Source organism: Anaerophilus nitritigenes (assembly GCF_004138215.1).
GTDB classification, from domain to species: domain Bacteria; phylum Bacillota; class Clostridia; order Peptostreptococcales; family Thermotaleaceae; genus Anaerophilus; species Anaerophilus nitritogenes.
The window spans coordinates 21,755-41,263 of record NZ_RYYS01000014.1; the positions used below are offsets into that span (position 1 = coordinate 21,755).

Here is a 19,509-nt window from a genome sequence, read left to right on the forward strand (position 1 = left end):
TGAGGTGATTAAAATGAAATTTAAAGTAAATGAGATAACGATTATAGGTATAACAGCGGCATTAATGGTGGCTATTGGATATATATTATATGTAACAGGAAGCTTTTTACCTATTCCAGGGTCGAAATTTTTAATGTTTTCACCTTTTTTAGGTTTTATACTTACTATGCCTATATATAAAATTCGAAGAATGGGAGTTTTATCTGCTATAAGCTTTGTATTTGGAATTATTATGTCAAGTATATCTATATTTATGGGATTATCTATACTGGCCTCAGGAATATTTACAGACTTATTGTCTAAGATACTTTTTAAAAATTATAATTCTAATCAAAAAATAATTTTATCAATAGGATTTTATCCTATGTTTAGTTTAATCAACTCATTCTTGGTGGGATTATATATCACGGGAAATAAAGCATTTGCTTTAGATGGAGGATATGATATGCTAGGTATTGTTTCATGTATTATATATGCTTTGGGAGTATTAGGATCTTATGCGGCACTTAAGGTATTGCCATCTAGAATTATGAAAGAAAGATGTTAATGTTTGAATCAAACAAGATATAAAGGAAAGAGATATTCAAAAAAGATACATAAAAAGAAATGGTCAATGAAAGCGAATTAAAGCTGGAGTAAAAACTCCAGCTTTAGAAAGTTTAATATTTTTTAAACACATACAAAAGATTGTATATTTCTTAAATCTGTACCATAATACATCCACCAAAATCCAGTCCATCTATAACCAGAGATAGATCTTCTACCTATATATACAGGATAAAACCAAAAGTTATCTCCATTGTTTAGCCAAATATAAGTGAATCTGTTTCGACATCTTCGAATAGATCCAGGATCAACAGCTCTAGGTGCTTTAGGTGGAACTCTTGATGGAGGAGGAGAAGTAGGGGGTGGTGGCATTTGTGACGGTGGTTGAGGACCAAATGGTGGTTGAGGGCCAAATGGTGGTTGAGGGCCAAATGGTGGTTGAGGACCAAATGGTGGAAATAAAGGTGGCATAACCATATCATACACTCCTTTCCTAGTTTGTACTATAGTATATTCTCAATAAAATAAAATGTGCACATGGATAGGATATATTTAAAAAGAATAAAATATAAAAAGATTAATATGCAAAGTATTACATATACGATTGAAGTAAAGATGTGTATGGATTATTCCGATAAAAAATTTAGGAAGGAGAGATATAATGATTTTAGTGAATACAGACTTTATTACTGAAAAAAAGATAGAAACAATAGGACTTGTAAAAGGATCTACTGTAAGAGCAAAGCATGTTGGAAAAGATATTATGAGTGGACTGAAAACTTTAGTAGGAGGAGAGATTACTTCTTACAAAGAAATGATGGAGGAAGCAAGAGAAATTGCTACCAATAGAATGATGGAAGAAGCAAAAAAAATAGGGGCAGATGGAATCATAAATATAAGATATGCAACAAGTGCTATTATGCAAGGAGCAGCAGAAGTGATTGTTTATGGTACAGCTGTTAAAATAATAGAATAGTAGCCCTTGTTTTTATGACAATCTTTAAATTATTAACAGTTTGAAGCTATGAAATCATAGCTTCAATTTTTAATGTCTATGTTGTAAAATAGGGAAAAAGTTATGTATTAGGGGAATGTAATAAATTTGTAAAGAATTTATGAATAATTTGTTATATACTAGTATATGGAAAAGGGGGTGTTTTTATCAAAAATGCAATAGAAATCAAGGATGTCCGAAAAGTCTATAGAGTAGGAGATGAAAAGGTAGTTGCACTGAATCATGTTTCCTTGGAAATCAAGCAAGGAGAAGTTTGTTGTTTTTTAGGAACCTCAGGGTCAGGGAAATCAACCCTTTTAAATCTTATGGCAGGACTTGAAAAGCCTACAAAAGGAACAATTAAAATCAATGGACATTTTATTCAAAAAATGACTGAAAAGCAACTTGCTAAATTTAGACAAAAATATGTTGGTTTTATTTTTCAATCGTATAACCTGCTTCCTGCATTAACAGCAGTTGAAAATGTTAGTTTACCCCTTACGTTTAGAGGGATAGGAAAAAGCAAGAGAGAAGAAATATCAAAAAAAATGTTAGAAGCTGTTGGGCTTAAAAAATATATTACCCATAAACCTACTCAGATGAGTGGAGGACAACAACAGAGGGTAGGAATTGCAAGAGCATTTGTAAGTTATCCTCCTATTGTTTTTGCGGATGAGCCTACAGGAAATTTGGATTCTAAAACGACCCATGAAGTGATGGGGTTAATGCTTGAAATGGCAAAAGAGCACAATGAGACATTAATTATTGTAACGCATGACAAAAGTATAGCACAATATGCAGATAAAATTGTCTATATATTAGATGGAGATATACAAAAGATAGAAGAAAAAAACAAGGAGGAGAATTATGAGAAAGAGGGTAATTAGTTTATTTTTTATTTTTGTATTAATGGTAAGTATTTTACCTATTCAGCAATTAGCTTATGCTGATGGATCTAAATTGGTTATTGGAAGAAATACAGCTGTACCAACTTTTAAGCCTGGTGAGGATGTAAGATTGGGGATTCCTATAGAAAATATTGGAGAAGAGAGTGCAAAAAATGTAATAGTATCTTTAGATACTAGTGATTTAAAAAGCTTTCCTTTTGTAATAGATAAAATGACTACAACAAAAAGAATTTCATCTATAAATGGAAAAAGTGATGAAGATATAGCATTCTATTTAAAAGTAGCTATGGATGCAGAAAGTAAGACCTATCCTATCAAATTTAACATCAAGTATGAGGGCGGTAGTATGTCTGAAACAATTTATGTAAAAATTGAAGAAAATTTAAAAAAACCTTCATTAGAAGTCAAAGATGTGAAATTTAAAGGTGGAAGTGTGTTTAGTGGACAAAGTACCAATATGGAAATAGACCTTAGAAATGAAGGAGAAACTTTAGCAAAAGATATAGAACTTAAATTTGAAGGATTAAAAGCCAATGAAATTCGTCTAGATAAATATATGGAAAAGAAAAAGATCAAAGAAGTACAACCTAAACATTTTGAGAAAGTATCTTTTCCTATTTCAATAGGAAAAGATTTAGCAACAGGAACTTATGAATTAGAACTTATTATGAATTATAAAGATGAGTATGACCATGCTTATGAAAAAAAGACAAAAGTATATGTACCAGTAGATGGAGCTGGAGATCAAGAATTAGATTTTTCTTTTGAAAAACTTACATATCCTAAAGATGGGGTAAAGACAGGTCAAGACTTTGTAGTTGGATTTGATCTTATAAATTCATCAGATCAAGATGCCAAAAATGTAAAAGTCACAGTAGATGGAGGAGAATTCATCTTACCTAAATCGTCTTCTATTAAAAATATAAAAAATATTGCAGCTGGAAAAATGAATCATTTAGAGTTTAAGTTTTTTGCAAAAGATGGAGCAGAGTCAAAAAATTATCCTATTCAGATAAAGGTAGAATATGGGATCAATAGTTCGAAAGCAGAAGATCTTCGTTCTATGAGTCAATACGTAGGGATATATGTTGTAGGAGATAATTCTAAACTTACTCCAAAAATTATTGTAGATAATTATAATTTTGGAGGAGAATATGTAAAAACAGGAGAGGATTTTTTATTAAACATTTCTTTTTATAATACAAATAAAAGTAATGCTATAAGCAATATAAAAGTAAGTTTAAGTTCAGAAGGAGAAATATTTACTCCAGTAGGAAGTAGTAATTCTTTTTATATAGATGAAATAAATGCAAAGGGACATGCCCAAAAGACAATCAAATTAAAACCAAAAGTAGATGCAGAGAACAAAACTTATGGGATTAATGTAGATATTGAATATGAGGATCATAATGGAAAGCAATATACAGCAAAAGAAAATATTGGTATTCCAGTAGTTCAAGATCTACAGCTAATAGTAGAACAAGTAGAAATTCCTCAAGAAGTTTTTGTAGGAAATCCTACAGGTATATCTGTAGCATTTTATAATACAGGAAGAAGTCTTCTTCGTAATGTAATGATTAAAACAGTAGGGGATTTTGAAATTCAAGAGGGAAATGTTTTTTTAGGAAACTTAGAACCGGGAAAAGATGATTACTACGATGTAACTATTACTCCAAGTAAAGAAGGAAAAATAAAAGGAAAGATTATTTTTGAATATGATGACAATATAGGAAAACATTATACAACAGAAAGAGAATTTGAAATGAATGTTATGAAGGAAGAAATGCCTCCTATGCCAGAAGAAGGAATGGATATGCCTGATCAAGATGGAAAAAATCCTAATAAAAAATGGATTATTATTTCTATTGTAGGAGTAGGTGTAGGTATAGGAGGGTGGATTTTTTATAAAAAACGTAAGAAAAGAAAAGCTGAGGAAGTGAGTATAGATGAATAGTATAGACCTTTTTAAAATGGCCTTTCATAATCTATGGAGAAAAAAAACAAGGACTTTTCTTACAGTTTTAGGAGTAATCATTGGAACGAGCTCTATTGTTGTTATGTTATCACTAGGAATTGCAATGGATCAAAGCTTTCAAGAATATATTGACAGTATGGGGAATTTAAATATTATTGAAGTAAATAGTTCAGGCAGATATTATATGGACGAACAAGCTTCTAAAAATCAAAAGGAAATGAAGTTAAATGATGATGCAGTATCTAAGATCAAAGCAATACCAGGAGTTAAGGCTGTTATGCCTATTAAACGTGCTAGCATGAAAATGGCAGTAGGAAAAATGATAGGATATGTAAGTGTTATAGGAATTCACCCTGAGATTATGGAGGAGTTTGATTTTAAGATAGATAGAGGAAGACTTTTATTACCTACAGATAAAGAAGTTATGATATTTGGTAGTCAAGTTGCTTTTGATTTTACAAACCCAAGACTAAGAAATGATTATGGTGGATTTTCAGATAAACCTCCTGTAGATTTAATAAGTAATAAAATGATTTTAACTTCAGATATGGATTATGGAGAAAGAAGAAGTAATTCTGAAAGAGACAAAGACTACAAACCTCCTAAGCCTCATGAAGTGAAAGGTGTGGGAATATTATTAGAAAGTAATAGTGATAAAGACTGGAATGCTTATATGAATATGAGTACATTAAAAAAGATATTAAAAGAAGATGAAAAATTTGATAGGCAGAATAATAGAAAAAGAAATAAAGATGAAAATGAATATGGAAATTTAAAAGTAAAGGTAGAGAATATTGAGAAAGTAGAAAAAGTACAAGAACAATTAAGAGAAATGGGATTCCAAGCTTTTAGCTTAACAGATATGTTAAAATCTATGAAGGAGCAATCTAGAAAGACACAAGCAATACTTGGAGGAATCGGAGCAGTTAGTTTATTAGTTGCGGCTATTGGAATTACAAACACTATGATTATGAGTATTTATGAAAGAACTAGAGAAATAGGAGTGATGAAAGTATTAGGAGCTGATCTTCCTGATATCAAGAAACTATTTTTGATAGAAGCAGCTATGATCGGTTTTGTAGGTGGAATATGTGGGCTTTTGTTTAGTTACTTAGTATCTTATGGACTCAATAAAATTGGAGGAGGATTTATGGGGGGCATGGGAGGCATGGGAGGAGAAATAGGAATTTCTGTAATTACTCCTATGTTATCAGGGTCTGCACTCATTTTTTCCACAGTTGTAGGAATTGTATCAGGATATTTACCAGCAAGAAGAGCTATGAACTTAAGCGCACTAGAAGCAATAAAGACAGAATAAGAGAAGGATTTTTTCTCTTATTCTGTCTTTTACAAATTCTAAATTTCTGTTGGAGATTCTTCTGGAGGGAGTTTTTCCATAGTGATGCCTGTAAAACCATAGAAAATAGAAATTAATGGATTGACAAGATTTAAAAAAGCATATGGTAAATAAACGAATGGATGAATACCTAAAGCAGTAGTCATAAAAGCTCCACAAGTGTTCCAAGGGACTAAAGGAGATGTGATGGTACCAAAGTCTTCAAGACATCTAGATAGATTTTTAGGATGAAGTCCTTTGTCTCTAAAAATATCTTTATACATTCTGCCAGGAACTACTACTGATAAATATTGATCTCCTGTAGCTAAATTACAAAAAAGACAAGTGAAAAATGTTGCAACTACAATAGATCCAGTACTATGGGCAAAAGTTAATATTTTCTGTGCTATAGCATTGAGCATTCCAGAACTTTCCATAACTCCACCAAAGGATAGTGCAATTAAAATTAAAGATACAGTCCACATCATACTGTCAAGGCCTCCACGAGAAAGTAAACTATCTATAGCCTCTACTCCGGTATCTGAAGTATATCCAAAGTGAGCCGCTTTTATAATTTCAGTCATTCCAGCACCTTGGAAAATTGCTGAAAAGATTGCACCAAGGAGTGTTCCTCCAAATAGTCCAGGAAGAGCTGGAACTTTAAATACTACCATCAATATAACTAAAATAGGAGGGATGATTAATAAAGGATGAATAGTAAAATTAGAGCTAAGAGCATCTAGCATGATATTGATTCCAGCTACATCAAGTTCTTTTCCTGCATATTTGATTCCTAATATTCCAAACAATACACAAGATATAATCATACTAGGACCAGTTGTATAACACATGTGTCTGATGTGTTCAAACAGTGTAGTACCAGCCATGGCAGGTGCTAAGTTTGTAGTATCAGAAAGAGGAGACATTTTATCGCCAAAATAGGCACCTGAGATAATAGCACCGGCAACTATTTGAGATGGAATGCCAAGACCTGTACCTACACCAATTAATGCAATCCCTACTGTACCAGCAGTGGTCCAAGAGCTTCCAGTTGCGATAGATACGATAGAACAAATAATACAAGTTGCAATTAAGAATATACCAGGAGATATGATTTTTAGACCATAATAAATCATAGTAGGAACAACACCGGATAAAATCCAAGTACCGATAATACAACCAATAACCATAAGGATAAGAATAGATTGCATACCCATTTTAATTGTAGATAGGATACCTTCTTCAAGATCTTCCCATGTGCAACCTGATTTTATAGCTACTAAGCATGCAAATGCAACTGTAGTTAAAAGTGGAATATGAGGATCTCCTCCGAAAAACATTAATCCTCCAATTAAAGCTACGACTAAAAATCCGATAACTAACAAAGCTTTTCCAAGAGTCATTTTCGAACCATTGGATTCCATAAAATCATTCCCCCTTTTGGAATTTAATATATTTTAAAAATAATGAAATCCATATTTAGTATATCTAAAAAATGAATAAAAATCAATTAAAAAATTCAATTTAATAAAAAATTAGAAAATTTAAAAAATAAATTATATACAAATTAAATGCAAATTCTTCTGTGAATACACAAAAATAAAAATGAAAAAAGATAAAAATACTAATATTAAAAGGGAAAAAGTAGAAAAAATATACAAACAATTAGAAGCATAAAGTAATAAAGAATAAATAAAAAAATCAAAAAAATGAAATTAATTTCAATTGATTTCATTTTATAGAATAAAGAATAACACTTAAGTATGATGGAGATAGATATATAAATAAGTAGAAATGCTCGTTGATTGACAAATATAGAACCAAGAGTATAATATAATTAGCAAATGCCAACAATTATACTGGAGGGATTAAAATGACTATACAAAAAGAAAAAGCACAAGAAGGAACACATATTAAAAAAATTATTGCCATTATGAGTGGAAAGGGAGGTGTAGGAAAATCTTCTATTACTTCTCTTATGGCTATATCTTTACAAAATAAAGGATATAAAGTAGGAATTATGGATGCAGATATTACAGGACCAAGTATTCCTAAAATATTTGGAATCAATAATGAGAGAGCTTTTTCTAATGGACAAGCGATATTACCTGTAGAAACTTCATCTGGGATAGAGGTGATGTCTCTAAATTTATTAGTAAAAGAAGAAGATGATCCTGTAGTGTGGAGAGGTCCTATGATTTCAGGTACAGCAAAGAGATTTTTTACAGATGTAGAATGGGGAGAATTAGACTTTTTATTAATTGATATGCCTCCTGGTACGGGAGATGTACCTCTTACTATTATGCAGTCTCTTCCAGTAGATGGAGTAGTAGTAGTATCTTCACCTCAAGATTTAGTAAAGTTAATTGTTAAAAAATCTGTCAATATGGCAAAAATGATGGATATAGCTATTTATGGTATTGTAGAAAATATGAGTTATTTTATTTGTCCAAATTGCAATGAAAAACATTATATTTTTGGGAAAGGAAAAGTACAAGAAGTAGCAGAAGAAATGGGAGTAGATGTAATTGATTATCTTCCTATTGATCATGAATTTGTTTCCCTTTGCGATGAGGGAAAAGTCGAATTATATGGTAAAATAGAATTTGGAAGATGTGAAGAATTTGCAAAAAAAATAGAAGAAAAAGTAGGAGGTAATAAATTATGAAAATAGCTATTTCAGTTTTAGAAAAAGGAATGGATGGAATGATGGATGCTAGATTTGCAAGATGTTTATATTTTGCAATTGTAGATACACAAAAAAACCAATGTGAATGGATCGAAAATCAAGGGACAGCGGCTTTAAATGGAGGATCAGTAGTTTCTGCACAACAAGTAATAAGTCAAGGAGTAGAAGTGCTAATAACTGGTTTTGTAGGACCTCATGCTATGAAGGTATTAGAAACAGCAAATGTGAAAGTATATAGAGGAAAAGGTGGTACTATAGAGGATGAAGTAACTTTATATGAAGAAGGAAAGCTTGAAATTTTACAAGCAGCTATACAAGGAAGTCAATGTAGTTTTCATGAATAGGTAGGAGGTGAAGACTTGCCAAGACCTACAAAACCTAGAAAAATTGCATTTATGCCAGAAAGTAGGTATTTTATTCCTGTAGGAAAAGGAAAGTGCAATATTGAGGAAATACAGCTTAAACTTGAAGAAGTAGAGGCTATGAGACTTAAAGATATAGAAAAATTTTCACAAGAAGAATGTGCAGAAAAGATGCATATTTCAAGACAAACTTTTCAGCTTATCATTGATGAGGCAAGAAGAAAAGTAGCTCAGGCCCTTACAGAAGGAAAGGCTATTTTAATAGAGGGTGGAAATTATACTTTAAATATATGTAAATATGAATGTAAAAATTGTGGACATATATTTTGTGAAGCATATGAAAAAGAAATTCATGTGTGTCCTACATGTGATGCAAAAGAAGTTTCATGTTTAGAACAAGGTAAATTTTGTAGAAAAAGATGTGAAAAGGGTTGGTGTAGACAAAATAAAGAATAAGTTAAGAATTTTCTTGGCTTATTCTTTATTTTTATGACAGAAGCTGATAAAGCTTGAGAAGTTTTTGAATATATATAGAAAGGAAATAGATTATGCCAATTATTACAAAAATTGAACGACAAAAAAATAAAGAAAGAATAAATATTTATATAGATGATGCTTTTTTTATGGGAATCGATTTGGAGATTCTTTATAAATTGCATTTAAAAGAAGGACAATCTATAGAACAAGAAAGAATAAAAGAAATGATTTATGAAGAAATGTATATAAAAGCAAAAAATAAATCATTTCAAATTTTAAAATTTAGTGGACGTACTCAAAAGGAAATGGAAAAAAAATTAAAGAATCACGGATATGAAGATCATATTATAGATAGAGTGATAAATTTTTTGATAGAATATGGGTGGATCAATGATGAAGAAATGGCTAAATATTTAGTTAAAAACAAATTAGAAGGAAAAAAATATGGAAAAAATAGAATCAAACAAGAATTATACCAAAAAGGAGTAGATCATGAGTTCGTTGAGAATGCATTGAAAGAAGAGTTTAATGAAGAACGAGAATATGAAAATGCAAGGTTATTGGCACTAAGGAAAAGAAAAAGTATAAAAGATGAAGATCCTCAGAAAATTTATGAAAAAATAGGAAGATATTTAGTTTATAAAGGATATGGATATGATTTGATTCGAAAAGTTTTAAATGAAATAGTAAAGGATTCGTAAAAATAAGTATCATTTAAATATTACAGCATTTTAATATATAGTTTTATTGGATAGGATTGACCTTTTTGTCATTTACATGTATGATTATACATGTAAATGGTATCTTTATACTACAAAAAAATACAGGGGGCGACAAAATGGATGAAGAGGCGACAAAAATGGATAATAGTAATAAGAAAAGGTTTTCAGTGCCAGATACATATGTAATTATATTTTGCGTGATCTTACTGGCAGCCTTTTTAACTTATGTAATTCCGGTTGGACAATTTGATACTCATGATGTGACATTTACACAAGAAGATGGAACAGAAAAAACTAGAAATGTATTAATACCCGAGAGTTTTGAAATTGCTAAAGATGACCAGGGACAGTCTGTAAAAAATGGAATTAAGTTTTTTGAACCAGGTGGAGAAGTCGGAATTATGAATTACATGTTCGAAGGTTTAGTAAGCGGAGATAAATGGGGATCAGCAGTAGGAGTAGTAGCTTTTATCCTAGTAATAGGAGGTGCCTTTGGAATTATATTAAAAACTGGTGCAGTAGAATCAGGAATGCTTTATATCATCAAAAGAACAAAAGGTTTTGAAATTGCAGTATTACCTATTTTATTCTTTATATTTTCTTTAGGTGGAGCTGTATTTGGAATGGGTGAAGAAGCTATACCTTTTGTTATGATCTTAGTTCCTATTATTATTGCTATGGGATACGATGCAATTACTTGTATTTTGGTTACTTATGTTGCAACACAAATAGGCTTTGCAACTTCATGGATGAATCCATTTAGTGTAGCCGTTGCTCAAGGAGTAGCAGGTATTCCTGTTATGTCTGCAGCTACTTTTAGAATATTTATGTGGATTTTATTTACCACATTAGGAATTGTATATACAATGCTTTATGCTAAGAAAATAAAGAAAGATCCTTTAAAATCTATTTCTTATGAAGAAGATGCTCATTACAGAGAAGAATTTGAAGGAAAAGCAAATATAGAAGTAGATTTTGGATTAGGTCATGGTTTGGTAATATTAACGATTATATTAGGAATGGCTTGGGTTGTATGGGGTGTTATGAAGTATGAATATTATATACCAGAAATTGCTACTCAATTCTTTATTATGGGAATTGTATCAGGAATTATTGCAATTATCTTCAAACTTAATAATATGACAGTAAATGATATGGCTTCATCTTTTAGAGAAGGAGCAAAAGATCTTTTAGGAGCAGGTTTGGTAGTAGCTATGGCAAAGGGAATTATTCTAGTTTTAGGAGGAGCTGATCCTACCACACCAACAGTTTTAAATACAGTTCTTCATTATACGGGAAATATTGTAGGAATGCTTCCCCCAGCTTTAGCTGCATGGTTTATGTTAGTATTTCAATCTGTATTTAATTTCTTTGTGGTATCTGGATCAGGGCAAGCAGCTCTTACGATGCCTCTTATGGCACCACTTTCTGATTTGGTAGGAGTTAGTAGACAAGTTGCAGTCCTAGCATTTCAATTAGGAGATGGATTTACAAATTTAATTGTACCTACATCTGGCATACTTATGGCAGTACTAGGTATTACAAAAATAGAATGGAGTAAATGGGCTAAATGGCAATTAAAATTTCAAGGAATATTATTCTTGTTTGCATCTATAATTGTTATTGTAGCTACTATGATTGGACTTCAGTAAACAGAAAGAGATATGCATAGCATATCTCTTTTGTTGTAATATAGTGGTATAATAAATATATAGAAATGGAGGGATAAATTTGAAAACAATAGGTTTTATAGGAGCAGGAAATATGGGACGAGCTATGATGGGAGGAATTTTACAATCTAATATTGTAAAAAAAGAAGACATCATGGTATCGGATCAAAATGAAAATAATATCTATGAAATAGAAAATACGTTTGAAGTAAAAACTACAAAAGACAATAAAGAAGTGGCAAGATTTGCAGATATTTTAATATTATCTGTAAAACCAAACACTTATCCAGCAGTTATAGAAGAGATTAAGGATATTGTAAAAAAAGAAGTAATTGTCATTACTATAGCAGCAGGAAAAGATATAGAGGGAACTCAAAAATCATTTGAGAGAAAGTTAAAAGTAGTAAGAACTATGCCAAATACTCCAGCATTGGTAGGAGCAGGAATGACGAGCGTAGCTTTTAATGAATTATTAACAGAAGACGAAAAGAAAAGAGTTATACAGATACTAGAAAGCTTTGGAAAAGTTGAGATTGTTAGCGAAAAACTAATGGATGTAGTTACATCTATTAGTGGATCATCTCCAGCATATGTATTTATGTTTATAGAAGCTATGGCAGATGCAGCAGTTTTAGATGGTATGCCAAGAGATCAGGCTTATAGAATGGCAGCTCAAGCAGTACTAGGCTCAGCTAAAATGGTGTTAGATACAAAAAAACATCCTGGAGAGCTTAAGGATATGGTATGTTCCCCAGGAGGAACTACAATAGAGGCAGTAGCTACTCTTGAAAAAAAAGGTTTTCGTTTTGCAGTGATAGAGGCGATGCAAAAATGTACAAAAAAATCTATAGAAATGTCTAAATAAGGAATGGTGCTCCATTCCTTATTTCTTTTTTTGATTTGGTAACACTCCCTTTTTAAGATAAATATTATGGTTATAGAAGAAAAAAGGGGGGAAAGATATGTTTGAGTCATTATTTATTGCTTTGGCAATATGCATAGATTCATTTGCTGTTGGATTGTCTTATGGATTTGAAAATATAAAAATTCCAAAGAAATCTTTGTTGGTAATTCATTGTATCTCGATAGGAACTTTAGGGGGATCTATGTATTTTGGGAATTTAGTTCAAGAATTGTTAGATGGCTCTGTGGCAGCTATGATTAGTTGTTTTATATTGGTTGGGTTAGGAACTATGTATATTTTACAAGGATGTTTAAAATCTTTTATCCAAAAAAAAACTATGAATAAAGAGAGTAAAATTGCAGAAATTAAATTTTCAGAGTTTAAAATTATGATTGATGTAATGATGGATTGCACAAAAGCTGATACAGATATTTCAGGAACTATTGAGTTAAAAGAAGCTTTGTATATAGGAATTGCTGTATCATTAGATTCTTTGGGAGTAGGATTTGGTACTGGAATAGGAGATATCAATTGCTTAGAAGTTTTAATGATGGCATTTGTATTTAATCTTTTGGCTTTAACAGGAGGAATTTTTATAGGTAAAAAGGCAAATCATTATAATAAAAATTTAAAAACTTTTTGGATTTCAGGAGGAATTCTTATCTTTTTAGGATTATCTAAACTAACATAATAAATAACAAATTTTACAAGGTGTAAAGAATGAGAAAACTCAAAAAATAGTTATATACCCCACAAAAGAATTGAGTAGAGAAAGGAGAAAAAAAATGAAATTTCAAAAGAGGATCAGTATACTTTTCGTATGTTTATTGTTTATAAGTATAGTTATTGGTGGTTGTACCCCAGCACAACAAAAACCTGTACCTACACCTATCCCTCAACCAGATGAACCACCTATTGTAAATAGAGAAAGAGATTATAATACGGTTGAGGAATATAACAACAATACTCCTATGAATCCAAATCCACCTACTATGGAAGAAAACCGTACTATGGAAGAAAACCGTACTATGGATCAAAATCGTAGAATGGAACAAAATGTAGCCAATGCTATTAATAAAATAACAGGAGTAAGCAATGCAACAGTACTAATTAACAACAATATAGCTTATATAGGGGTAGATTTAGCATCTGATATAGAAAGTACTCAAACCAATCGAATCAAAGATGATATTATTAGCAAGGTAAAAGGTATAGAACCTTCTATCAAAACTGTTTATGTATCTTCTGATGTAGATGTAGTGGGAAGACTTAGAAATTATGGAAGAGATGTAAGAGATGGAAAACCTATTACAGGATTTATTGAAGAAATTGAAGAAATGTTTAGAAGACCAGTGCCTAGAAGCTAAAGTTACAAAAAGGTGATCTAAGATCACCTTTTTGTATTTAAAATGCAGGAATGATTGCTCCTTTATAGTTTTCTTCTATAAATTTTTTCACATCATCTGATTGAAGAGCTTTCATAAGTTTTTGAATTATTTCAGAGTCTTGATCTTCAGATCGAATAGCAACAATATTTGCATATGGAGAGTCTTCTCCTTCTATGAGTAGTGCATCTTCTTTAGGATTTAAATTTCCCTGTAAAGCGAAGTTTGTATTGATAATACTTACATCTACATCATCTATAGTTCTAGGAAGTTGTGCAGCCTCTATTGGTTTAAATTGTAAATTCTTAGGATTATACAAAATATCTTTTTCAGTTGCTTCTAATCCTGCATCAGATTTTAAGTGGATAATATCTTTTGCATCTAATAAAATTAAAGCTCTTCCTCTATTTGTAGGATCTTCAGGAATACTAATGATTGATCCATCTTTGAGTTCATCTATGGATTTAATTTTTTTAGAATATAATCCAAGAGGTTCTAGATGAACATTTCCTACACTTACAAGATCTAATTTTCTTTCCTTAGCAAATGTGTCTAAGTAAGGTTTATGTTGAAAGAAATTGGCATCAATTTCTTTATCAGAAAGAGCAAGGTTTGGAGATACATAATCTGTAAATTCAGTAACGATAAGCTCAATACCTTCTTTTTCTAATTGTGGTTTTACAACTTTGGTAAGAATATCAGCATGAGGATTTGGACTAGCACCTATTCTTAATTCTACTAATTCATTTTTATTTTTCTCCACATTTTCTTGTTTAGAGCATCCTGCAAAGATTAAAGAAAAAGACAATACACATACAAGTAATAAAGTAATTTTTTTCATTTTTTATTCCTCCTATTTTTTATTTATAATTTGTGCAATTTTATTTCCAGTACTTTGAATGATTTGAACTAAAACAATCAATAAAATAACAGTTGCAATCATTACGTTTGTTTGATAACGATGATATCCATAACTTATAGCTAAATATCCAAGACCACCTCCTCCAATTGCACCAGCCATAGCAGAGTAGCCTAATACATTAATGATGGTAATTGTAATTCCAAGAACTAAAGAAGACATAGATTCTGGAAGCAAAACTTTTAATATGATTTGAATGGGAGTAGCACCCATGGATATAGCCGCTTCTACAACTCCCCAATCTATTTCTTTGATACTTGATTCTACAACTCTAGCAAAGAAAGGAGTAGTAGCAAGAATCAGTGGAACGATGACAGCTTTTGTACCAATAGTAGTTCCTACTATAAGTCTTGTAAAAGGCATGATAAAAATCATTAAAATAATAAATGGGATAGATCTTGTAATGTTGATCATATAAGAAAGTATTTGATTAAGCCATGAATTTGGTAAAATATGATCTTCTCTGGTTATGACCAAAATAATTCCTAGTGGAAGACCTAATAAAATTGTAAAAAATACAGATACAAATACCATATATAAAGTTTCTAATAAAGATGGAGTAAGAAGTTCTATCCATTCATTCATTGTTTGATCACCTCTACCTTCACATAATTTTTTTCAAAGTATTTTATAATATCTAAAAGTCTGTGACAATCAACGTCCATTTGTATGGTTAGTTTTCCAATAGCTTGATTTTGAATGTATTCTATTTTACCAGATAAAATATTTACATCTATATCAAAATCTCTTGTAATTTGAGAAATAAGAGGCTGAGTAGCACTTCCCTGTGTAAAAGAAAGATGAAGAACTTTTCCTTTTATAAAAGATTTTGGAAGATTTTCATCTTGATTGATAAAATGCTTCGTAATAGGGTTTTGTGGTTTGGAGAAAATATCTACGGTAGATCCTTCTTCTGCAATGTTTCCTCCTTCTAGGATAGCTACTCTATTACAAACTTCTTTGATAACTTCCATTTCATGAGTGATGATGACAATAGTAAGATTTAGTCTATCGTTAATATTTTTTAAAAGATTTAAAATTTGTTTTGTAGTTTTAGGATCAAGTGCAGATGTAGCTTCATCACAAAGTAATACATCAGGTTCATTTGCAAGAGCTCTTGCAATTCCAACTCTTTGTTTTTGCCCTCCACTTAATTGAGAAGGATAAACATAAGCTTTGTCAGATAGTTCTACAAGCTCTAATAAATGATTGACCTTTTCTTTTATAATTTTTTCTGGTGTATTTACAAGTTTTAAAGGAAATGCAATATTTTCAAAGACAGTTTTACTGTGTAAAAGATTAAAGTTTTGAAAAATCATTCCTATCTTTTTTCTTGCTTTTCTAAGTTCTTTATTTTTTAAATGAATAAGATTAATTTTATTGACCAGTACATCACCAGAGGTAGGTTCTTCTAATCTATTGATGCATCGAATCAAAGATGATTTTCCAGCCCCACTTAATCCTATAATTCCGTAAATATCTCCTTTTTTTATCTCTAAATTAATATCTTTTAGAGCAACTACTTCATTTCTTCCTTTTGTATAAACTTTAGACAAATTTTTAATATGAATCATAATTTCACCCCTTTATAACTATACAGTACTAAACTAAAAAGATTATAAAATAAACTCTTCTATGAAAAGAGAAATTAAAAAAACCTCTTTCAGGAGAAAGAGGTACTAAACAGTATCCTTTCTCTCATCTATCGATATAAATATATCGTAGGAATTGGCACCGTTGCTTATATATAAGCCGGTTGCCGGGTTTCATAGGGCCAGTCCCTCCACCTCTCTGGATAAGAGATATCCGTTTTATTTAATTGTAGCCTTTGATTACTACCCAGTATAATAAGTTTTTAGAATAATGTCAATACTTTTTAAAAAAAATATTTTAAATGAAAAAGGATATAGGGGGTATATATAGAATATAACTATAAAAATAAGAAGTTTGAGGTGATAAAATTGAGTTATGAGTCAAAACTAAAAAGTAATTTTATAGACGAACTATTTGAAGCTATACTTTTACTAGAAAATGAAGAAGAGTGTTATAGATTTTTTGAAGATATATGTACAATTAAAGAAATACAAACTTTAGGTCAAAGGTTAAAGGTTGCAAAATTATTAAGGGAAAAAAAGACATATAATGAAATTGAGGAATCTACAGGAGCCAGTACGGCAACTATTAGCCGAATTAATAGATGTCTTACTTATGGAGCGGATGGATACAATATTATATTAGATCGATTAAAAGAGCAAAAAAAGTAATCTTATGAGAGATTACTTTTTTGCTCTTTAGAAATTTATATAAATGGACAAATTGTAGATAATTTTAGAAAGTTAGATGTTCATCTAATTTTAAGCAACGGAAATTCTGAATAAAATGAAAGAATTTCGTTGGCGCTATGAGCAATTCCGATAGGAATATGCGAATTTTTTGATAAAATATTGATTTTTGTATATACTTTATCTATATTAAAAACAAAGAAGGTCAATCTTTATAATAAAAGATCTATTATAGATAGTAGCTTAGAATATAGTTTTAGGAGGATGAATATGCAGTATAAAGATTATTATCAAATACTAGGAGTAAAGAAAGGATCATCACAAGGAGAAATAAAAAGTGCTTATAGAAAGCTTGCTAAAAAATATCATCCAGATGCAAATCCAAACAATAAAGAAGCAGAGGAAAGATTTAAATCTATCAATGAAGCTTATGAAGTATTAGGAGATGAAGAAAAAAGAAAAAAATATGATCAATTCGCAAGTGGATATAATTTTGAGCATGGATCTAATTTTGATCCATCTCAGTTTGGGTTTGGAGGATATTCATCTAGTAATAGAGGAGATTTTAGTGATTTTTTTAATACTATTTTTGGAAGTGGAAATGTTCATATGCAAGATTTATTTGGTGGATTTAGTCAAGGAGGTTGTAGAGGTTGTTCACCAAAGGGACAAGATGTTGAAACGAAAATAGATATTACACTAAAAGATGCTTATCAAGGAATTACAAAGAATATTTCTATAAAGATGGGTTCACAGAAAAAAAGTGTTTCTGTAAAAATTCCTTCAGGAATTTTACCTGGAAAGAAAATTAAGTTAAAAGGACAAGGAAAAAATGGAGGAGACTTATATTTAAAAGTAAATATAGTAGAGTCTAAAGATTTTGAATTAAAAGGATTAGACTTATACACAGTTCTTGATCTTACACCATGGGAGGCAGCTTTTGGGGTAGAGGTGATTGTACCTACTCTTACAGGAAAAGTAAAGGTAAAGGTTCCTGCTAATATGCAACCAGATGGAAAAATAAAAATTTCTAAAAAAGGATATAAAGATTTAAAAGGAGAAGCAGGAGATTTATATATAAAAACACGTATTATAAACCCACCTACTTTAACAAATGAAGAGATACAATTGTATGAGAAATTAAGAGAAGTTTCTCAATTTCAACCAAGAAATTAGAAATTGCAATATCAATAAAATAAGTCTATTAATAGAAAAAACATCTATTAATAGGCTTTATTCATTATAGTAAAGTTTTGTTATGAATAATTACTGGAAGAAGGGTATGTAATATCAAAATAGATGTAAAAATAGAAGTAAAGAGTATTGAGCTTAGAAATGAAATATAATATGTTTATTGATTGTAAAATATATTATGATGTATAAAAATAAGGGAATTTTTATAGAAAAGAAGTGAGAATATGATAAAAAACATAGGGTATGCTTGTATTAATACGCATCTTAAACCTAGAGGTTTTAAAGAATGTAGACTTTCATCTGTTTATAAATATGGCATAGATTATTTAAAAAAAGCAATGATGAATAATGCAACCTTAACAAAAGATATTTTGAAATGGAATGTAGAACATGATATTTATATGTATAGAGTTACAAGCACCATTTTGCCACTGGTGACTCATAAAGATTTATTAAAAGATTTTTCTTGGAGATGGCAATATGATGAGGATATCTTAAAAGAGCTCCATGAAATCAAAAACATCGTTACAAAAGAAAATATTCGTCTTTCTATGCATCCAGATCAATTTACTGTTTTAAATAGTAAAAAAGAAGACGTGGTACATAATAGTATTATTCATTTAAGATATCATCAAGAGGTTTTAACAAAAATGGGAGGGACTGATCTAATTATCCATACAGGCGGAGTTTATGGGGACAAAGAAGGTTCTACAGATAGATTTATAAAAAATTATAAAGATTTAGATGAAGAATTGAAAAAAACATTAAGACTTGAAAATGATGATAAGTCTTATACGATCCAAGATGTTTTAAAAGTTCATGAAAAAATAAAGATTCCTATTGTATTAGATATTCATCATCATCATTGTAATCAAGAAGATCCATATATACCTATAGATGAAATTGTAGATACATGGAAAAATACAAATTTGATTCCTAAAATGCATATTAGTAGTGGAAGAGAAGGAACTATAGATAGGCGTCATGCAGATTATATTTTAGAAAGTGATTTTTTAAAATTTAATCAGTTAATAAAAGATATAGATATAGATATAGACTTAATGGTAGAAGCCAAAGAAAAAGAAAGAGCTGTACTTCAAATAAAAGAAAAATTTTTTATGGATATGAGATAAGTATATGGAAACC

Annotated in this window: 21 protein-coding genes and 1 riboswitch; of the genes, 16 read left to right on the forward strand and 5 right to left on the reverse strand. The window is 30.4% G+C overall.

Annotated features, from left to right (window positions below):
- The first annotated feature begins 13 nt into the window (after window positions 1-13).
- Entirely contained in the window at window positions 14-547 is a 534-nt protein-coding gene (locus EK368_RS01430) for a hypothetical protein (protein WP_129595950.1), read from the forward strand.
- A gap of 122 nt (window positions 548-669) precedes the next feature.
- On the opposite strand, the gene EK368_RS01435 is transcribed toward EK368_RS01430, so the two are convergent.
- Window positions 670-1,023 (reverse strand): hypothetical protein, encoded by a 354-nt coding sequence (locus tag EK368_RS01435; RefSeq protein WP_129595951.1) that lies wholly within the window; start codon window positions 1,021-1,023, stop codon window positions 670-672.
- A gap of 184 nt (window positions 1,024-1,207) precedes the next feature.
- On the opposite strand from EK368_RS01435, the gene EK368_RS01440 reads away from it, so the two are divergent.
- The 4 genes from EK368_RS01440 (at window position 1,208) to EK368_RS01455 (ending at window position 5,741) form a co-directional block, all read left to right on the forward strand.
- Window positions 1,208-1,522, forward strand: coding sequence for a YbjQ family protein (locus EK368_RS01440; protein ID WP_129595952.1), 315 nt, complete (start codon window positions 1,208-1,210; stop codon window positions 1,520-1,522).
- A gap of 203 nt (window positions 1,523-1,725) precedes the next feature.
- The gene (locus EK368_RS01445) at window positions 1,726-2,427 is read left to right on the forward strand and encodes an ABC transporter ATP-binding protein (protein ID WP_479722764.1); all 702 of its coding nucleotides are present in this window, start codon (window positions 1,726-1,728) and stop codon (window positions 2,425-2,427) included.
- Window positions 2,408-4,402, forward strand: a complete 1,995-nt coding sequence (locus EK368_RS01450; RefSeq protein ID WP_129595954.1) for a COG1361 S-layer family protein — start codon at window positions 2,408-2,410, stop codon at window positions 4,400-4,402. Before EK368_RS01445 ends, EK368_RS01450 begins: the two co-directional genes overlap by 20 nt.
- A complete protein-coding gene (locus EK368_RS01455; protein ID WP_129595955.1) occupies window positions 4,395-5,741 on the forward strand; it encodes an ABC transporter permease in 1,347 nt (448 codons plus the stop codon). Before EK368_RS01450 ends, EK368_RS01455 begins: the two co-directional genes overlap by 8 nt.
- Before the next feature lie 38 nt (window positions 5,742-5,779).
- Here the strand turns inward: EK368_RS01455 and nhaC are convergent, their stop codons facing one another.
- Window positions 5,780-7,183, reverse strand: coding sequence for a Na+/H+ antiporter NhaC (gene nhaC, locus EK368_RS01460; protein WP_129595956.1), 1,404 nt, complete (start codon window positions 7,181-7,183; stop codon window positions 5,780-5,782).
- 449 nt (window positions 7,184-7,632) lie between these two features.
- Between nhaC and EK368_RS01465 the strand changes: the two genes are divergently transcribed.
- The 8 genes from EK368_RS01465 to EK368_RS01500 all read left to right on the forward strand — a co-directional run bounded on the left by EK368_RS01465 (window position 7,633) and on the right by EK368_RS01500 (window position 13,950).
- The gene (locus EK368_RS01465) at window positions 7,633-8,427 is read left to right on the forward strand and encodes an Mrp/NBP35 family ATP-binding protein (protein ID WP_129595957.1); all 795 of its coding nucleotides are present in this window, start codon (window positions 7,633-7,635) and stop codon (window positions 8,425-8,427) included.
- A complete protein-coding gene (locus tag EK368_RS01470) occupies window positions 8,424-8,792 on the forward strand; it encodes a NifB/NifX family molybdenum-iron cluster-binding protein (RefSeq protein WP_129595958.1) in 369 nt (122 codons plus the stop codon). Before EK368_RS01465 ends, EK368_RS01470 begins: the two co-directional genes overlap by 4 nt.
- 15 nt (window positions 8,793-8,807) lie before the next feature.
- The gene (locus tag EK368_RS01475; protein ID WP_129595959.1) at window positions 8,808-9,266 is read left to right on the forward strand and encodes a DUF134 domain-containing protein; all 459 of its coding nucleotides are present in this window, start codon (window positions 8,808-8,810) and stop codon (window positions 9,264-9,266) included.
- Window positions 9,267-9,358: 92 nt separating this feature from the next.
- Window positions 9,359-9,988 (forward strand): regulatory protein RecX, encoded by a 630-nt coding sequence (locus EK368_RS01480; RefSeq protein WP_129595960.1) that lies wholly within the window; start codon window positions 9,359-9,361, stop codon window positions 9,986-9,988.
- A 137-nt stretch (window positions 9,989-10,125) separates the two neighbouring features.
- Window positions 10,126-11,661 carry a putative basic amino acid antiporter YfcC gene (gene yfcC / locus EK368_RS01485; RefSeq protein ID WP_243109330.1) on the forward strand — a complete coding sequence of 512 codons (1,536 nt, stop codon included), beginning with the start codon at window positions 10,126-10,128 and terminating at the stop codon, window positions 11,659-11,661.
- A gap of 79 nt (window positions 11,662-11,740) precedes the next feature.
- Window positions 11,741-12,544 (forward strand): pyrroline-5-carboxylate reductase, encoded by an 804-nt coding sequence (gene proC, locus EK368_RS01490; protein ID WP_423243531.1) that lies wholly within the window; start codon window positions 11,741-11,743, stop codon window positions 12,542-12,544.
- Between the two features lie 97 nt (window positions 12,545-12,641).
- The gene (ytaF, locus tag EK368_RS01495) at window positions 12,642-13,274 is read left to right on the forward strand and encodes a sporulation membrane protein YtaF (RefSeq protein WP_129595962.1); all 633 of its coding nucleotides are present in this window, start codon (window positions 12,642-12,644) and stop codon (window positions 13,272-13,274) included.
- Window positions 13,275-13,368: 94 nt separating this feature from the next.
- Window positions 13,369-13,950 (forward strand): YhcN/YlaJ family sporulation lipoprotein, encoded by a 582-nt coding sequence (locus tag EK368_RS01500; protein ID WP_129595963.1) that lies wholly within the window; start codon window positions 13,369-13,371, stop codon window positions 13,948-13,950.
- A gap of 37 nt (window positions 13,951-13,987) precedes the next feature.
- Here EK368_RS01500 and EK368_RS01505 read toward each other — a convergent pair whose 3' ends face one another.
- Genes EK368_RS01505 through EK368_RS01515 form a run of 3 tightly spaced genes read right to left on the reverse strand, consistent with a single transcriptional unit; the run spans window position 13,988 to window position 16,461 of the window.
- On the reverse strand, window positions 13,988-14,809 hold the full coding sequence (locus tag EK368_RS01505; RefSeq protein ID WP_129595964.1) for a MetQ/NlpA family ABC transporter substrate-binding protein: 822 nt from the start codon (window positions 14,807-14,809) through the stop codon (window positions 13,988-13,990).
- Window positions 14,810-14,821: 12 nt separating this feature from the next.
- Window positions 14,822-15,472 (reverse strand): methionine ABC transporter permease, encoded by a 651-nt coding sequence (locus EK368_RS01510; RefSeq protein WP_129595965.1) that lies wholly within the window; start codon window positions 15,470-15,472, stop codon window positions 14,822-14,824.
- Window positions 15,469-16,461: a methionine ABC transporter ATP-binding protein gene (locus tag EK368_RS01515; RefSeq protein ID WP_129595966.1), complete on the reverse strand. Its 993-nt coding sequence runs from the start codon at window positions 16,459-16,461 to the stop codon at window positions 15,469-15,471. Before EK368_RS01515 ends, EK368_RS01510 begins: the two co-directional genes overlap by 4 nt.
- Window positions 16,462-16,582: 121 nt before the next feature.
- Window positions 16,583-16,689: riboswitch (SAM riboswitch) on the reverse strand.
- 159 nt (window positions 16,690-16,848) lie between these two features.
- Between EK368_RS01515 and EK368_RS01520 the strand changes: the two genes are divergently transcribed.
- From EK368_RS01520 to uvsE, 3 genes are all read left to right on the forward strand, one after another.
- Window positions 16,849-17,151, forward strand: coding sequence for a YerC/YecD family TrpR-related protein (locus EK368_RS01520; RefSeq protein WP_129595967.1), 303 nt, complete (start codon window positions 16,849-16,851; stop codon window positions 17,149-17,151).
- 288 nt (window positions 17,152-17,439) lie between these two features.
- Window positions 17,440-18,345, forward strand: a complete 906-nt coding sequence (locus EK368_RS01525; RefSeq protein WP_129595968.1) for a DnaJ C-terminal domain-containing protein — start codon at window positions 17,440-17,442, stop codon at window positions 18,343-18,345.
- A 242-nt stretch (window positions 18,346-18,587) separates the two neighbouring features.
- Entirely contained in the window at window positions 18,588-19,496 is a 909-nt protein-coding gene (uvsE, locus tag EK368_RS01530) for a UV DNA damage repair endonuclease UvsE (RefSeq protein WP_129595969.1), read from the forward strand.
- Window positions 19,497-19,509: the final 13 nt, after the last annotated feature.

What these genes read in the sequence shown, in the direction of transcription:
- EK368_RS01430 (WP_129595950.1), top strand. Translation starts at nt 14, where the DNA reads ATGAAATTTAAAGTAAATGAGATAACGATTATAGGTATAACAGCGGCA.
- EK368_RS01435 (WP_129595951.1), bottom strand. Translation starts at nt 1,023, where the DNA reads ATGGTTATGCCACCTTTATTTCCACCATTTGGTCCTCAACCACCATTT.
- EK368_RS01440 (WP_129595952.1), top strand. Translation starts at nt 1,208, where the DNA reads ATGATTTTAGTGAATACAGACTTTATTACTGAAAAAAAGATAGAAACA.
- EK368_RS01450 (WP_129595954.1), top strand. Translation starts at nt 2,408, where the DNA reads ATGAGAAAGAGGGTAATTAGTTTATTTTTTATTTTTGTATTAATGGTA.
- EK368_RS01455 (WP_129595955.1), top strand. Translation starts at nt 4,395, where the DNA reads ATGAATAGTATAGACCTTTTTAAAATGGCCTTTCATAATCTATGGAGA.
- nhaC (WP_129595956.1), bottom strand. Translation starts at nt 7,183, where the DNA reads ATGGAATCCAATGGTTCGAAAATGACTCTTGGAAAAGCTTTGTTAGTT.
- EK368_RS01465 (WP_129595957.1), top strand. Translation starts at nt 7,633, where the DNA reads ATGACTATACAAAAAGAAAAAGCACAAGAAGGAACACATATTAAAAAA.
- EK368_RS01470 (WP_129595958.1), top strand. Translation starts at nt 8,424, where the DNA reads ATGAAAATAGCTATTTCAGTTTTAGAAAAAGGAATGGATGGAATGATG.
- EK368_RS01480 (WP_129595960.1), top strand. Translation starts at nt 9,359, where the DNA reads ATGCCAATTATTACAAAAATTGAACGACAAAAAAATAAAGAAAGAATA.
- yfcC (WP_243109330.1), top strand. Translation starts at nt 10,126, where the DNA reads ATGGATGAAGAGGCGACAAAAATGGATAATAGTAATAAGAAAAGGTTT.
- ytaF (WP_129595962.1), top strand. Translation starts at nt 12,642, where the DNA reads ATGTTTGAGTCATTATTTATTGCTTTGGCAATATGCATAGATTCATTT.
- EK368_RS01500 (WP_129595963.1), top strand. Translation starts at nt 13,369, where the DNA reads ATGAAATTTCAAAAGAGGATCAGTATACTTTTCGTATGTTTATTGTTT.
- EK368_RS01505 (WP_129595964.1), bottom strand. Translation starts at nt 14,809, where the DNA reads ATGAAAAAAATTACTTTATTACTTGTATGTGTATTGTCTTTTTCTTTA.
- EK368_RS01510 (WP_129595965.1), bottom strand. Translation starts at nt 15,472, where the DNA reads ATGAATGAATGGATAGAACTTCTTACTCCATCTTTATTAGAAACTTTA.
- EK368_RS01515 (WP_129595966.1), bottom strand. Translation starts at nt 16,461, where the DNA reads ATGATTCATATTAAAAATTTGTCTAAAGTTTATACAAAAGGAAGAAAT.
- EK368_RS01525 (WP_129595968.1), top strand. Translation starts at nt 17,440, where the DNA reads ATGCAGTATAAAGATTATTATCAAATACTAGGAGTAAAGAAAGGATCA.
- uvsE (WP_129595969.1), top strand. Translation starts at nt 18,588, where the DNA reads ATGATAAAAAACATAGGGTATGCTTGTATTAATACGCATCTTAAACCT.